This is a genomic window from Bacillus solimangrovi (genome assembly GCF_001742425.1).
In the GTDB taxonomy this organism is placed as follows: Bacteria; Bacillota; Bacilli; order Bacillales; family Bacillaceae_N; genus Bacillus_AV; species Bacillus_AV solimangrovi.
Genome location: NZ_MJEH01000027.1, coordinates 1 through 14,721 on the forward strand (window position 1 = coordinate 1; position 14,721 = coordinate 14,721).

The 14,721-nt window shown below is 31.8% G+C and carries 16 protein-coding genes; 11 read left to right on the plus strand and 5 right to left on the minus strand.

Annotated elements, in window-relative coordinates:
- From BFG57_RS10615 to BFG57_RS18950, 5 genes are all read left to right on the plus strand, one after another.
- The coding region (locus BFG57_RS10615) for an IS5/IS1182 family transposase (RefSeq protein ID WP_069717471.1) at positions 1-1,286 on the plus strand (1,286 nt) is incomplete at its 5' end.
- 826 nt (positions 1,287-2,112) lie between these two features.
- The gene (locus BFG57_RS10620; protein WP_069717472.1) at positions 2,113-2,766 is read left to right on the plus strand and encodes an MtnX-like HAD-IB family phosphatase; all 654 of its coding nucleotides are present in this window, start codon (positions 2,113-2,115) and stop codon (positions 2,764-2,766) included.
- Positions 2,763-3,821, plus strand: coding sequence for an iron-containing alcohol dehydrogenase family protein (locus tag BFG57_RS10625; protein ID WP_069717473.1), 1,059 nt, complete (start codon positions 2,763-2,765; stop codon positions 3,819-3,821). Before BFG57_RS10620 ends, BFG57_RS10625 begins: the two co-directional genes overlap by 4 nt.
- Positions 3,822-4,279: 458 nt before the next feature.
- On the plus strand, positions 4,280-5,065 hold the full coding sequence (locus BFG57_RS10630; protein ID WP_069717474.1) for a DUF2225 domain-containing protein: 786 nt from the start codon (positions 4,280-4,282) through the stop codon (positions 5,063-5,065).
- A 229-nt stretch (positions 5,066-5,294) separates the two neighbouring features.
- Positions 5,295-5,462, plus strand: coding sequence for a hypothetical protein (locus BFG57_RS18950; RefSeq protein ID WP_175428330.1), 168 nt, complete (start codon positions 5,295-5,297; stop codon positions 5,460-5,462).
- Between the two features lie 281 nt (positions 5,463-5,743).
- Here the strand turns inward: BFG57_RS18950 and BFG57_RS10635 are convergent, their stop codons facing one another.
- A complete protein-coding gene (locus BFG57_RS10635; protein ID WP_139125113.1) occupies positions 5,744-6,463 on the minus strand; it encodes a uracil-DNA glycosylase family protein in 720 nt (239 codons plus the stop codon).
- A 186-nt stretch (positions 6,464-6,649) separates the two neighbouring features.
- Here BFG57_RS10635 and BFG57_RS10640 point away from each other — a divergent pair, with 186 nt between their 5' ends.
- The 4 genes from BFG57_RS10640 (at position 6,650) to yidD (ending at position 10,259) form a co-directional block, all read left to right on the plus strand.
- On the plus strand, positions 6,650-6,841 hold the full coding sequence (locus tag BFG57_RS10640) for a hypothetical protein (protein ID WP_069717476.1): 192 nt from the start codon (positions 6,650-6,652) through the stop codon (positions 6,839-6,841).
- Positions 6,842-7,688: 847 nt separating this feature from the next.
- Complete coding sequence (locus tag BFG57_RS10645; protein WP_069717477.1) at positions 7,689-9,062, plus strand: aspartate aminotransferase family protein; 1,374 nt, start codon at positions 7,689-7,691, stop codon at positions 9,060-9,062.
- Positions 9,063-9,083: 21 nt separating this feature from the next.
- Positions 9,084-9,938: a MurR/RpiR family transcriptional regulator gene (locus BFG57_RS10650; RefSeq protein ID WP_069717478.1), complete on the plus strand. Its 855-nt coding sequence runs from the start codon at positions 9,084-9,086 to the stop codon at positions 9,936-9,938.
- Between the two features lie 93 nt (positions 9,939-10,031).
- Complete coding sequence (yidD, locus tag BFG57_RS10655) at positions 10,032-10,259, plus strand: membrane protein insertion efficiency factor YidD (RefSeq protein WP_069717479.1); 228 nt, start codon at positions 10,032-10,034, stop codon at positions 10,257-10,259.
- 103 nt (positions 10,260-10,362) lie between these two features.
- On the opposite strand, the gene BFG57_RS10660 is transcribed toward yidD, so the two are convergent.
- Positions 10,363-10,827 carry a staygreen family protein gene (locus BFG57_RS10660; protein WP_069717480.1) on the minus strand — a complete coding sequence of 155 codons (465 nt, stop codon included), beginning with the start codon at positions 10,825-10,827 and terminating at the stop codon, positions 10,363-10,365.
- Positions 10,828-10,971: 144 nt separating this feature from the next.
- On the opposite strand from BFG57_RS10660, the gene BFG57_RS10665 reads away from it, so the two are divergent.
- Positions 10,972-11,265 (plus strand): HesB/YadR/YfhF family protein, encoded by a 294-nt coding sequence (locus BFG57_RS10665; protein WP_069717481.1) that lies wholly within the window; start codon positions 10,972-10,974, stop codon positions 11,263-11,265.
- 524 nt (positions 11,266-11,789) lie between these two features.
- A complete protein-coding gene (locus tag BFG57_RS10670) occupies positions 11,790-12,524 on the plus strand; it encodes a CAP domain-containing protein (RefSeq protein ID WP_069717482.1) in 735 nt (244 codons plus the stop codon).
- Between the two features lie 513 nt (positions 12,525-13,037).
- Here the strand turns inward: BFG57_RS10670 and BFG57_RS10675 are convergent.
- From BFG57_RS10675 to BFG57_RS10685, 3 genes are all read right to left on the minus strand, one after another.
- Complete coding sequence (locus BFG57_RS10675) at positions 13,038-13,640, minus strand: DUF4309 domain-containing protein (RefSeq protein ID WP_069717483.1); 603 nt, start codon at positions 13,638-13,640, stop codon at positions 13,038-13,040.
- Positions 13,641-14,037: 397 nt separating this feature from the next.
- Positions 14,038-14,409 (minus strand): GIY-YIG nuclease family protein, encoded by a 372-nt coding sequence (locus tag BFG57_RS10680; RefSeq protein WP_245676739.1) that lies wholly within the window; start codon positions 14,407-14,409, stop codon positions 14,038-14,040.
- Positions 14,393-14,719, minus strand: coding sequence for a hypothetical protein (locus BFG57_RS10685; RefSeq protein ID WP_069717484.1), 327 nt, complete (start codon positions 14,717-14,719; stop codon positions 14,393-14,395). The genes BFG57_RS10680 and BFG57_RS10685 overlap by 17 nt, the downstream gene beginning before the upstream one ends.
- Positions 14,720-14,721: the final 2 nt, after the last annotated feature.

Below are 14,721 nucleotides of genomic sequence, written 5' to 3' on the forward strand. Positions count from 1 at the left end.
TTGAAGCAATTTTTTCAGAAATTGATATTGATCCTCTTATCTATGCTGTATCTAAAAAATCAATTTACGGCGCACCTACGTCTTTAAATTATCCTGCAATGATTTATGGATGCATTGCCCGTATCCATGAAGGCATTCCAACTATTAAGAAACTTGTTCAACGATTAAAAAATGATCTCATATTTCGTTTGGATTGCGGTTTTCTCTTATCTGATAATGTACCTTCAGAAAGTTCTTTTTCTCGTCTGATTCATCTGCTGTCTAAATCAAATGCCATTGAGAAAAGTCAAAATACACTCGTAAGACAAGCTATTCAAGAAGGTTTTATTAAAGATGATATGGCTGCCGTTGATGTTACTCATTTTGAAGCACGAGATCGAGCGAAAGCTTCAGAGAAAAAAGAACCTATTGAACCTAAAAAACGAGGTCGTAAATCAAAAAAAGAGCGTGAACAATGGCTCAAAGAACAAGTTGAACAAGAAGCAGGAAGGACATTATATGAGAAAGAAATTGCTCATCAGTTAAGTGCTTCATTAGATGAACTTCGTTCAGAAGTACCACTAACCCCAACCTGGGGTATCAAGAAAAATAGCGAACGAAAAAACGTAGCCTGGTTTGGTTATAAAGCACACTTAGCTGTTGGTACACAGAGCCAGTATATCCTTCAAACGTTGATGTCATCGGCAAGTTTAAGTGATGGAAAAGGAGCTATTCCATTAATAAAAGGGATACATGAGACACTTCATTTAACCATTCGTTATGGATTATTAGATGCTGGATATGATTTTAAAGCGATTTATCAACAACTACACAACATGAATGCTCAAGGCATTATCGCTTATAACCCTCGCAACGAACAAGAAGTTGAAGGATTTGACGGAAATTTCTCTCCAACCTGTGTTCGTGAACATTCTTATCAATATGATAGTTATGATTCAGCTTATCATAGATTGAAATACACACGACCAAAAGAGTGTAAGGAATGTCCTCTTGCAAATGACACACTGTGTCAGAAAGTCTATAAGATAAAACGTCTAGTTGATATACGAAAATATGTAGAACCTGTCCGAGGTTCTCAAAAGTGGAAGACTCTTTATAAACAACGAACATCTGTAGAGCGTGTGAATGCTTATCTCAAAGAATATTTTCAACTGAATAATGTACGTCATCGAAGTGGAAAAGTTGCAAAGGTGCATTTTGACTTAGTCACGCTTATTTATAATGGAACAAAACTAGCAATTGACCGGATGAACCGAAAGGTGCTACAAAATTCAATAGCTGTATAGACTCAAAAAAAATCAAAATTGAAATTCTGGATTTTTAACCTTATTTAGAACGATGCATTATGAAATTGATTCAATTGGTTATAATTTATAAAAAACTAGATTTTAACTAATAAACAAAGAAAATATTAGTTATAATGATGCCATAACAGTTATAATGCAAGAATATGCATTAAAGTCAAAATCAATAAAATGTCCCACATCATAACGTCTTGTACTATATGTTATATCTACTATCAGAAGATCACTACTAGTACTTTCTACAGTAGTTAGAGAGTCGATGGCCTATAATCCCGTTAATATTAATTTCTTTTTTTAATATTAAAATTTTTCTCGCTCAAACTCCTCGATTAGTACTGATCAAAAATTGAGCAACCTCCATTTAGAACGATCAAAAGATTTCTTCCCCTTCTAGATAAAAAACATATAACCGCTCAATTTTTGTGGTATAGCATAACAAATAGAGCTTACTAAACAAGATTTTGATGCAGTAACAACTCAAAACTTATTGTGTCATGAATCCTTTACACCAACACAAATCTATTCACATATCCAACGAGAAACGTAATAAAAACAATCCATTTGTTAAATTAAGGAATTTCTTTCGAATAAATTTATTAACATAATATATTTATGTCAAACTTATTTTTATGTCAATATAATGACTCATTCATATATGGACATAAATTTATCACTAACTTTTGTATTACAACAGTTTCTAATATGCTAGCATGATATATCATACTCACTTCTGAGTATACTATTGTCAAAGCATCAATTTTAGTTTTTGAACACCCAGAATTTATTTTAACTAACGGAGGAAAAACAAATGAAAAAATGGGCTTTTGTATCAGATTTTGATGGAACAATTTCTAAAAAAGACTTTTATCACATCGTTATTGAAAAATATTTTCAGCAAGGTGAAGAACTACGTAAGCAATGGAAGGCTGGAGAAATAAAGGACATTGATTTCCTTTCGACTGTTTTTACATCCATTCATAAAGAAGAACAGCAAATTATCGATGATATTCTTAATATTCCAATCGATGAATACGTTCCTGCTTTTATAAAACATGTTCAACAAAGTGGCGGAGATTTTTACGTTTTAAGTGCTGGAACTGACTATTACATCAAACACATATTGGAAAAATTCAACATAACAGATGTAAAAGTATTCTCTAATAAAGGTTACTACCATGAAAATAATGTCCACTTGGATATTGATCCAAATCATAAACACTATTCTGAAAGATATGGGATAGATAAATCAAAAGTTATTAAAGAATTAAAAGAACAATATGAAGAAGTTTATTTTGCTGGAGATAGCGAACCTGATTCTCACCCTGCTGTATTTGCAGACGTTACTTTCGCAAAAGATAGCTTGCAGGATTTATTAAGAGAAAGAGACATTCCTTTCGTAGCTGTAGAGGCATTCACTGAAATTGAGAAATATTTAGTGGAAAAAGGATTGATCACTTCATGATCAATCCTGTTACTTCTGTACCTATCCCTGCAATTTTAGAAATAAGTAAAGGAGCTACACTTCATCTAGAGCATATTTTACAGAAGCACGGATTTAATAACGGGTTAATACTTTTCGATAGCTTCACCTATCATGCATATAAACAGAACCTTCAACAATCTCTTAAAAGTGTAAAGATGGATATGGTAATGCTTCCAGGAGATTTAGACATTTCAGCGTTAATCAAAACTGCTTTCGAATTGCAGCATTATGAAGTAATCTTAGCTATGGGTGGCGGCACGATAATTGACTACGGGAAGTATATTGCGTTTTCGAAAAGAATTCCATTCATCAGTATACCAACTTCAGCTTCTAATGATGGGTTCGCAAGCAGTAATTGTTCTCTTCAAGTAAATAAAAGGAAAACAACAGTACCAGCAAAAATTCCGTATGGCATTATCACTGATTTACAAATCATTGAAAAAGCACCTCAAAAATTTATTTTAGCTGGTATCGGAGATTTAATGTCGAATATTACTGCTTTATATGATTGGGAGTTTGAAGAAAAACACGGAGTTAGTTCTGTTAATGCATTCGCTTCAATGCTTAGCAAAAAAGCAGTTAACAGCTTTATACGTACACCAATGAACGATTTAAGTTGTTTAATTTTATTAAAAGAACTTGTGAGTTCACTCACAATGGGTGGTATCTCAACAGCAATAAGTGGTAATAGTGCACCAATAAGCGGTTCTGAACACCTAATATCTCATGCACTTGACAAAACTTCTTCCTCACCCCAAATGCATGGAATTCAAGTCGGTATCGCTACTTATATTATGGCCAATGTTCAAAATCATCGAGCCGAACGAATGACTAAAGTATTTACTCGAACAGGTTTTTTTGATTATGTGAAAACATTAAATTTAGATAAGGAAGAATATCGACATGCCATCAATGTCGCACCATCAATAAAACCAAATAGATATACATACTTACACGATGAAGTGTACCAGCAAAAAGCATTACAGTTCCTTGAGGAAGATCCCATGCTGCAAGAAATTTTCAGCAGTGAATAGCTCTTGCTATTTACTGCTTTCCTCTTAATGGTACATATATTTTCCCTTTCTCATCTATCATAATCCTTCTAGAGTATAACAAGAAATACTTCAAGTACTTATCTCTTAGCTTGAAGAAATGACGTTCATATCTATATTCATCCATACATGAAATAACAGTAAATAAATGAGCCTCTCTTTAGTTTACATAATAATATTATGGGCATTAGTTGTTAGTATAGGTGCACAAATGGTTCGATATATAATAACTAAATGCTGACTTTACGACTAAGCTCATCTCCCAAAATCACTAACAAATAAGTGAAAAATAACTAAGTAATGTTTATAGTAGTGCTTTTTTCATGCATCTAAGGTATAATAAATCATTATCTTTCTATTACATAGTAGACAATTTGTCGCTGTTAACTACTAAATTTACTTGTTAAAAGCATATAAACATCGAAGAAAGGGTGATGAACTTGCCTGAATTAAACCCTTTATATGATAAGCATTACACATGCCCAGTATGTGATTTTGAGTTTGTAACAAAGAAAGTACGCTCTCGGTTTATTCAAGCTGTCTCTTTAGAATCGGACTTTTATTCTGATTACAAAGATGAAAACATTAGTCCCCTACTTTATCACGTGAACATCTGTTATTCATGTGGATATGCATTTGCTGATGAAGCAAATCGCTACTTTTTACCAGGGACAAAGGAATTAATAATGAAAAGAATCACACAAAATTGGCGTGGGCAAACCCATTACAGCAAAGAGCGCTCAGCAAAAGAAGCAATTGAAGCTTACATTCTTGCAATTTTTGCTGGATCTATTAGAAAGGAAAAACCGATCGTGATGGCTGGATTATATTTACGATTGGCTTGGATGTATCGCAAACAAAACAATGAACAAAAAGAAAAAGAATGTATTAATTATGCTCTAAAATCCTATGAGGACAGTTATTATCAAGGTGATTATAAAGATGCAAAATTATCTCTCACTCGAATGTTATATTTAATGGGAGCTCTCTATAAGGAACTTGGAAACCCAAACAAAGCGGTGTTTTATTTTTCAAAAGTTATCCAGCTCAAAGACAAAGTTATTGAGAAACGTATTATTGAATTAGCACGTGATCAATGGATGGAAATGCGCCAAGAAATAAAGATACAAAGAGCTAAAGAAAAAGCAAATAAGCAATCAATTGAACCACCAAACAATAATAAAAAACTTCGAATTAACTTTCAATCAAAAAAAGCATCCACATAACACTTACATTCTCCAAAGTTATGTGGTGCTTTTTAACTTTATTGGATTATTCTATAGAACTGAAATTACCACAACTCCTCCGTTAGCTTTGAGAAAAATGAACAACTTCATTTGTTAACATAATGCAATTATGGTTATCCAATATTCAAATAATATTCGTATTATTCAGATAATATATTGTATTTAAGGATTACAATTAAAGGAGACTAATAAAGGAAGGAGGATTTATATGGATGAGAGTAAATGGGTATTTCGCACTTTCGTTACGTATGATGATACCAATCTATTAAATCTTGAAATTTATGAGACCGAAGAACATGAACAAACTAACAATCCTCCATACAAAAGAATTCATACGTTTGATGAGCTTATTTCTCTATTTGAACAGTTCCATTAAATGTGTTAAGCAATTATACAAACATATTATCCTTTTCCCGCATCCTACATGAAGCCAGTTCAAATTTATAAATGTAGAGAAACACAGATGTTGATTATAGGAACAAACTATACTCGATAATGAACAAAAACATCAATAACAGGCTATATTGTAGTCTGTTATTGATGTTTTATTGTGAATATACTAGTTCCCTACTCATCGTTAATTTAAGGATTAGAGTTTGATAACAGATTAATAGAATGGCTTCTTCTACACTTACAGATCAATGTAACACGGTATTCTCATTTGATATCTTTAATTTGGTTTATTTCATGATAGCTTTTTATTACTTTGTCAATTACATTCTTATAACGTTCTCTACTCCATGAGTTATACGAAGGGTGTGGTACTTCCTCAATTGTTTTCCAATTTCTGTCCTTATCGATTTTTTGTGCTAATCTAAAAAATTTCTGCGCAAATCGTCCACACGGAATCAAAATACATGACTCACTTTCAACATTTCTTAACCTTTTTAAGAAATGTTCTAGGATGAGAGTTTGCACTTCATTATAAGTTTCGTTTTTAAACCTTTCTTTATGATTTGCAGTTCTTATCTCTTCAATAATATCAAACATTGGAAGGTAAGATTCGATGTCATCTTTTTGATAAGCTGTCCTTTGCATCGGTATTTGGCAAATATTCATTAATCCAACTTTCCCAATCTCATTATGAATACCTTCATTTAAGTGAGCTTTCACAATCAATCCGAGCGGCTGTTTACACTCGTTTCCCAGCAGTTGTTTTGTCATCGTAATACCTGAAGCACCTGCAACTGGGACACCATGTTTCACTTCTTGCACATGTGGAGATTCTAATATAAATATAATAGATGCATTCGTCATATTTGCATCAGGTACTAAATATTGTTCTGATAGTTCATTCATCATCTCTGTAAATAACATAAACTCTCGCCTCGTTTCAGCCTTAACTATAACATTTATTTTTCCATTACATTTTGTCACGAATAAATAAAATGTGCAAAGTTGGTATTTGCTTCGATTTTCAAATATACTCAAACCATCTTCGTACAAATATGAAAGATTTATTTGTAATTGCTTTTTATAAGAACAGTTGATACAGTAAATATGATTTATTAAGTATTCAAGAAGATTTTTTTAGAAAGTTCAATTGGTTAGGAGTGTTTATGGGTGGCTGATGAATTGCAAAAGATAGTAGAACAACTTGCTTCTGGAGAAATGTTGACGTATGAAGTAGAGAAGCAACAAACGACTAGCTTTTTTGAAATAATCCGAGTAAGAGAAGATTTCAAGCATTTCAGAGGACAAGCAAAAAAAGGTGGAAATGTAGTCTATCAATATTTAAATGAACCTCGTTCATAATCAATATGCAGCAATCCATCTGGAATGCTGCATGTTTTTTCTAAGTACGATCTACAAAGTACTATTGAGAGACTTCAGTTAAAATAGCTCTAAATCTATTATCAAATATTCTTTCTATCGATTTTTTTAATGAAGAAAGGAAAGAAACCCAAACAGTATCTTCTCACCTTGAAAGTAACAGTAATGAAATAACTAGCTTCATAGGAAAAACAGCCTACGTTTCCGAATAAACGACTTCAGCTGTAACAAATATTAAAAAAGATTTTCAAGTAAAAGTATAAGAAACATTATCTTAAATGAACATATTAATGAATTCGTTAGTTCTTTCCATTTTAAATTTTTTTATAACGCTTCTCTTTAATTTTTTGTGACTAGTTTTCTAAATCAATTGATCAATGTATTGGAAAGAACGACTCAATTAGAATTAATGAAGATTAGAAGCTAAATCTCTTACTATATATATAGTAGAGATTAGCTTCTTTTTTTACTTATTGAACATATTATGTATTCAAAAATAAAATGAACTTTCTAACTATAGAAGCTTTTATATATATCTCTCTAATAGTTTGTTTAACGAATAAGGGTATTATAAGTACTTATTCATACGAGTGATATTACAAAAATCCTCTCCCCTTCCATTCCTGTTGACACCAAATTAAAGATATCTAGATTTTTACAATTAAGCAAATATAATGTCTAGTACCTTTAAAAAACGAATTAAATAAATCTTTTTAAACAAAATGAAATTTTTTATTCAAAATAACTAAATAACAAGTTATAATGAAACAAATATTTCAATAACAATAAAATGAAATATATTATTCTGTTTTAAAGAGGTGTAATAAACATGGAAAATACATCACCAGCATTAAGCACGTATAAAAATCGTACAAAACGTTCGTATGAAATTATGCAAGAAGCCAAGAAGGTCATGCCAAACGGTGTTACAGCTAACATTAAATCTTTTTCACCTTACCCAATTGTTATGAATAATGGAACTGGTGCAACTTTAACTGATGTAGACGGTAATAAATATGTAGACTATCTTCTCTCATATGGTTGCCTCATGTTAGGTCATGGACATCCAGCTATTAAACAAGCATTAATTGATCAACTTGATCAAGATGGTACAAACTTATTTGGAACACCTCACCAATTAGAAATAACTTTCGGTAAACGAATAATGAGCCATTATCCAAGTATAGAATCGGTACGTTATACAAATTCAGGTACTGAAGCAACGCTCCTTGCACTTAGACTTGCTTCAGCTTATACAGGTAAAAATAAAATTGCCAAATTTGAAGGCCATTACCATGGTGGTTATGACCAAATGCTTTTTAGTATTAATCCATCAGCTGATGAATATGGACCGGAGCATACACCTCAAGTAGTTCCTGAATCGAAAGGAATTGATCCTCACTATCAAAAACAAACACTTGTTTTACCGTTCAATGATATTGAAAATACAGAAAAGCTTTTACGCCTACATCAAAATGAGCTTGCAGCGGTTATTATTGAACCGATTCAAGCAGGCTTCATTCCTGCTACTGCATCGTTTTTAAAAGAACTTCGTCGTATTACCGAAGAATTAAATATCTTACTAATATTTGATGAAGTTAAGACAGGATTTCGAATTGAAATTGGAGGTGCTCAACAACTATATAAAATTAAACCTGATTTAACAACTCTAGGAAAGGTCATTGGTGGAGGATTCCCAATTGGTATTATAGGTGGAAAAAAAGAAATTTTAATGGAGAGTGCTGCATCTTTTACTGCAGATGTTTTTGATTCAACTACAAGTACAGGATCGAAGGCTAAAGATATCCTCTTTCATAGTGGCACATATAATGGGCATCCATCTATTTTATCCGTCGGAATGGCTGTATTAGATGTTCTAGAACAAGAAATTGAACGTGTTCAGAACACGACAAACTTATTAAAACAACAACTCGAAGAACTATTTATCAAGAAAAGTATTCCAATGAAAGCAATTGGAAAAGGAACAATTTTTAGTGTAATATTAACGGAAGAAAATGAAATTCATAATTATCGTGACATTCAAAAGACTAATTTGGAATTGAGAAAGAAAATTGATTATGGCCTTTTAAATGAAGGAATCTATACAAAACCACTTAATCGTTATAGCCTCTCTACTGCACATACTGACAAAGAAGTCGAATTAACAATCAAAGCTTATGACAAAGTATTAAGTCAATTGTAATTGTTAGAAGGGGGATTTACTTTGACGAAGCAAGATGTATATGAACGCATCCTTTCAAAACGTGATGAAATGAGTAAATCACATAAAAAAATAGCAAGCTTTTTAATTAAAAATTCCGATAGTGCACCATTTTTAACTGCTTCAAAACTTGCCAAACAAGTTGAAGTCGGCGAAGCTACAATTATTCGCTTTGCCGTCTTTCTCGGTTATAAGGGTTATCCAGATTTACAACGTCATTTACAAGAAGATCTAAAAACAAAATGGACTTCTGCAGAACGGTTTGAACAGACAACAAATGTGAATGAAAATGAGAAACATGTATGGAAGGAAGTTCTTTCAGATGACCTGAGCAATATTAAAGAAACGTTGCGAGGGATCGACGAATATGTTTTCACTGAAGCTATACAAGCTCTTGTTCAAGCTGAGAGAATTTACATTATTGCTTATCGAAGTGCTCAAAGTCTAGGAATCTTTCTTGAATTTTATTTAGACCTTGTACTGCAAAATACAAAGCTTATTCAACAATCTGATGGAGTTTCTGAGCACTTACTTGATATCACTGAACGAGACCTTGTTATTGGAATTGGTTTTTCACGCTATACTAAACGTACTGTAGATGTTTTAAAATATGCACATGAAAAAGGAGCTCAAACAATCGTTATTACGGATCATTCCATGTCTCCTCTTGCCCCATTTGGGAATTATCAACTATATACTGCTACAAGCATCAATTCATTCATTGACTCTTTCACTGCTCCTTTAAGTATTATTAACGCCCTAATTACAGGTGTTACACGCTCAAAGCAACAAAAGGTAAAGGAAAGATTAATTGAACTTGAATTATTATGGGATAAATTCGATGTTTTTCATGATTAAGCACCCAAGATTAAGGGTGCTTATTTGCTTTTTTAATTTAAATTAACATACAATCTACTTATATAAATTAAATGTAAAAAGGAAGTGCATGATATGAAAACAATCTTTTTAGCTCTTATTCATTTCTATCGAAAATTTATCTCTCCTTTAAAACCACCAACATGTCGGTTTTATCCTACGTGTTCACAATATGGCCTTGAGGCAATTCAACGTCATGGTGCATTTAAAGGGGGATGGTTAACTGTTAAACGGATTATGAAGTGCCACCCATTCCATCCAGGTGGCATTGATCATGTACCCGAAAAGAATGGACGTCATTAATATTTTTTTAAACTATATTTTTAAATTCTAGAACAAGTTTCTTCATATAACAGCAAATTTTTAAACTTGGATATGTGTGAGTATCTTACATATAACGAAAATGTTAAGTAATGTTAGTTTTATAATCTTTAAATCTCCCCCAATTCTCAACACCTTGATATTCAGGATAAACGGATTGAAAGAAAATGCATATCGAATGTTCATCTAATTGTGGATACAACTCAAATATATGACGATCACCATAACGTATCGCTTTCAATGCTAGAGGAAGCTCTCTTTTGAAAATCTCATATCTCATTTTAGACACTTCTTTATCGAATTCGCCATTTGATACATAAACATTTGCGTGAAAAGATAAACATTCTTTCGTAGTATACCAATGCCCTAACACTTCATCACGCATGTTTACATTAATTTTGTCCACTTGATAAGAAGGCCCAACATCTAGAAACAATTCCCCCGTAAGATCTGAATGTGTTAATGTATAATATCGTGGAAAAATTGGCATAGTTTCAGTGACACCATTAAAGAATGTTACACTTAACTTATTTGGATCAAAAGTTGTCATATATGTCATCCTTTCTAAGGAGTCATTTGAGTTATAATATTCATAGCGCATTACATGTGCTATTGCTTATTGATGAAGGAATTGACTATAAACACATTTAATCTTCAAGTAAAGATAGATTGCAGATGTGAAAGGAGTTTAATAATGAAATTAGAGATCAGTTCAGAGGCTGTGGAATGGTATAAAGATGAAATGGAACTCGATAAAGGTGATACGGTACGCTTTTTTGTTCGTTATGGGGGCAACAGTACCATTCAGAAAGGATTCTCATTAGGTGTTATGACCGAAGAACCAATTGAACCTTTTACCGATATTGAAGTTGACGGCATTACATTTTATATAGAAGAAAAAGATGCATGGTATTTTGATGAGTACGACCTCAATGTTCAATATAATAATGTTTATGACGAGGTTGAATTTGATTATAAAGAATCGTAAGCCTTAAATAAACGAATAAGATTCTCTTAACCTGAATAATAGACATTATTCAGGTTTTTTTATTTCTATATGATAACGCTAATTATAAATAACTGACCAATACTACAATAAGACTCTTGATTATATTCACCTTACGTCCTACATATTAAAATGCTAGTACAAGTATTCCTAAATAAATCTACTTATTATAACCAATCTTAAATGTTACAAACTTGTAACAAGAATTGTTACTAGCTTGTAAATTGTTTGTTATTAATATTCTATTTATAAAAACTGTCAATATCGTTTTCTATGTAATTTATTAATCTATTGGATGATTATAGAATCACTAATTTGCGTGTATCCAACTGGAAAAAAACAACAAACAGTAATCTATCAACATTTAAAGCCCTTACAAATAATTTATATTACAATAATAAAAAATCAATGGAAAATTCGTCCTCCTATGTTACAAAAAACGCATGATATATTTGATGTGCGGGATAAAACAAAAAAAATAGCAAAACACAGGAGGAGTAAACATTATGAAAAAAGGATTACTTTTAACTACAGCTACTGCTTTTACATTATTAGTATCAGCTCCAGGAATGAGTTCTGCTGCAAGCAACGGACTATCACCTGAACAAATTGAGAAAATCAAAATTAATTGTGAGGTCCCACAAGGTTCAATAAATGCAATGCTGCCTGAAGCGGTTGACCATATTAATAAAAAATATAACCTTAACATCAATCCTGAAAACCTTAATATAAATTATGCTTCTAAAGCACCTGCGAAACAAGAAGCTCAGGCAACTCAACCAAATACACCTAGTCAACCTGCTGAGGCACAAACTCCAGCTGAATCTACTAAACAAGAAAAAACAGAAGAAACTTCATCTGCATTAAGTCAGTTTGAAAAAGAAGTAGTAGATTTAACAAATGCAGAACGTGCTAAAAATGGTTTAGCAGCTCTTGAAATTGATGAAGAATTAAGCAAAGTAGCTCGTGCTAAATCTGCTGACATGCAATCAAATAAATACTTTGACCATAATAGCCCAACTTACGGTTCACCATTTGATATGATGAAACAGTTTGGTATCTCATACAAAACTGCTGGAGAAAATATCGCTTATGGACAAAAAACTCCACAAGAAGTTGTAAATGCTTGGATGAATAGTGAGGGTCACCGTAAAAATATCCTTAATGGACAGTTCACTCACATCGGTGTTGGATTTGTTGAACAAGGTAACTACTGGACTCAAATGTTTATCGGTAAATAATATCTATCTATCTATTAATCAATCAAATTAATCATTTTTTCTTTGAGCCACCATTTCTTGGTGGCTCTTTTTTATATGAACTACTTGCTTCATCAATAGCCAAGACGAAGAGTAGAGTGAAAGGTTTTAAAATGTTAAAAATCTTAATCTATTTTCGAAATAAGAGAAATATAGCTAATTAACTACATGAAAAATTGTCAATAATTAGATGAATACTATATATCATCGTAAAAGTATCCTTAATGGATAATTCATTCATATTGGTGATGATTTCGTTATACAAGGTTACTATTGGACTCAAATGTTTATCGGTAAATTATATCTATTAATCAAATTATCATTTTTTGTTTGAGCCACCATTCTTTGGTGGCTTATTTCTATAATAACTACTCGCTTCATCATTAGTTTAGACGAAGAGTAGAGTGAAAAGGTTTTAAAAATATTAAAATTCTTGTTCTATATACGTTAAATAAGTATTCAAAATTAGGTTATTATAAGATTATTAATTATAGTTTAAATAAATTCATTATACTTGAGAAAAATTCTATAATTAGCTAAGTCATGTGTTTCTGATACAATGAACATTGTATACTTATCAAAATGATAGACTACTTCCCAACCTTCCTCTTCTTCTTTTTTAAAGTCTGGTTCACCTAACTGCTGAATTATTTCTTCTGGTGTTGACGTTAATTGATACTCACTATATTCGATTCCTCTAATGATACGATCATCAGTTAAGTCATCATCAGCAAAGAAATATACACATTTACCATAAGTAAGACCGTTTCCGCCTTCCCAATATATGCTTTCATCTGGTGTCCCAAGTTGATTTTCAATATCCTTTTGTGAAATTGATGGCAATAGTTGTATTTCACATTGATTTAATATCCCTTTTTTTGCATTTTCTATATATTGTTCGTTGATTAACATATCCTCATTAACAGATTGTACTTCCTTAATACCTTTGTCTTCCTTGTAGTATTTTAATTTAACTATTTGATTTTTCCCCTCTGTTTGTTGAGCAGTTTTCTTTGCTACAAGTGCTTGACTAGGTTCTATCTCTATAAAACTAATGAGAATTAATATAGAAAGTAATATCATAAGCAAACGTTTCATATTCTGACTCCTTTAATACTTTATAAATATTTAATTCCCTGTATTTCAATGTTAACTTACCTATGAATTATTTACATTCACCCCTTTCCTGTTGATTTAAAACTAATTATACGTGTGAATTCTTAAAATAAAGTTAAGATAATAATAAAGAATTTCTTAAGATTCTCTTATTACTACTTCACTATTAAGAAACCACTAGCGTTGTTTTTGTGACAGCATATTGTATAAAATATTGATTTTCATTTTTTAAAACATTTTATTATGTAGTTTTTTGTGGAGTTGGATACAAGTTCTCTAATTGCTCTATTCTCTTCGTTTAATTCGTAAACTGATTACACTTTTTAAGTCTTCTTAATAGTTAAGCATATAAATAACCCTGCTAATAAACTTAGCAGGGTTATTTAACATATATTAAATGTGAATCACAGTAGCAATCAGAAGAACCAAAGCCCTTCGCTATTACTGTGCCATTTCTAACTTTCAGAAGCTTTTCATATAAACCACATTCACTAAGTGTACGATCGAATGTTTGAACTTCTATAATCTCTCCATATGGACGAAGATAATCAAAGTGCCATCGAAGTGGTTTTTCTATTTTCAGATGTCGATTTATACGTGCTTCTATATTTCTTTTTGCACTTCCAACGTAAATATAAGTTCCAATAGGGAAGTTGAACGTACCTAATTTTCCGATAGTTATTGAATGTTCTTCATTTAATTTCAAATATATGGCATACAATGAGTGATCAGAATTAATAATCACTTTCATCTAACCTTTTGACCAAATTAAAATGTTTAATTTGGTCAAATTGCTCCTCATTTTGTAAGATGGAAAGTTGTCGTTCTCCAAACAAATCAAAATGCGGATAATCCTCACGCCAATCAATCCATTCTCGCTTCAGACCATATTGCTTTCCCCACTCAGCTAGTTTGTCAACATTGACACAGCCTACCTTTGTTACTGTATTACATCCTGGAAAACGATCATCAAGCCAATAATGAGTTAAAAATGCAATTTCCCCATTACTGACTTTAGTTTTCCACCTTTTTAGCTCTTTTCGAGAAATACCAAATGCCATCG

What these genes read in the sequence shown, in the direction of transcription:
- BFG57_RS10620 (WP_069717472.1), top strand. Translation starts at nt 2,113, where the DNA reads ATGAAAAAATGGGCTTTTGTATCAGATTTTGATGGAACAATTTCTAAA.
- BFG57_RS10625 (WP_069717473.1), top strand. Translation starts at nt 2,763, where the DNA reads ATGATCAATCCTGTTACTTCTGTACCTATCCCTGCAATTTTAGAAATA.
- BFG57_RS18950 (WP_175428330.1), top strand. Translation starts at nt 5,295, where the DNA reads ATGGATGAGAGTAAATGGGTATTTCGCACTTTCGTTACGTATGATGAT.
- BFG57_RS10645 (WP_069717477.1), top strand. Translation starts at nt 7,689, where the DNA reads ATGGAAAATACATCACCAGCATTAAGCACGTATAAAAATCGTACAAAA.
- yidD (WP_069717479.1), top strand. Translation starts at nt 10,032, where the DNA reads ATGAAAACAATCTTTTTAGCTCTTATTCATTTCTATCGAAAATTTATC.
- BFG57_RS10660 (WP_069717480.1), bottom strand. Translation starts at nt 10,827, where the DNA reads ATGACAACTTTTGATCCAAATAAGTTAAGTGTAACATTCTTTAATGGT.
- BFG57_RS10665 (WP_069717481.1), top strand. Translation starts at nt 10,972, where the DNA reads ATGAAATTAGAGATCAGTTCAGAGGCTGTGGAATGGTATAAAGATGAA.
- BFG57_RS10670 (WP_069717482.1), top strand. Translation starts at nt 11,790, where the DNA reads ATGAAAAAAGGATTACTTTTAACTACAGCTACTGCTTTTACATTATTA.
- BFG57_RS10675 (WP_069717483.1), bottom strand. Translation starts at nt 13,640, where the DNA reads ATGAAACGTTTGCTTATGATATTACTTTCTATATTAATTCTCATTAGT.
- BFG57_RS10680 (WP_245676739.1), bottom strand. Translation starts at nt 14,409, where the DNA reads ATGAAAGTGATTATTAATTCTGATCACTCATTGTATGCCATATATTTG.
- BFG57_RS10685 (WP_069717484.1), bottom strand. Translation starts at nt 14,719, where the DNA reads ATGGCATTTGGTATTTCTCGAAAAGAGCTAAAAAGGTGGAAAACTAAA.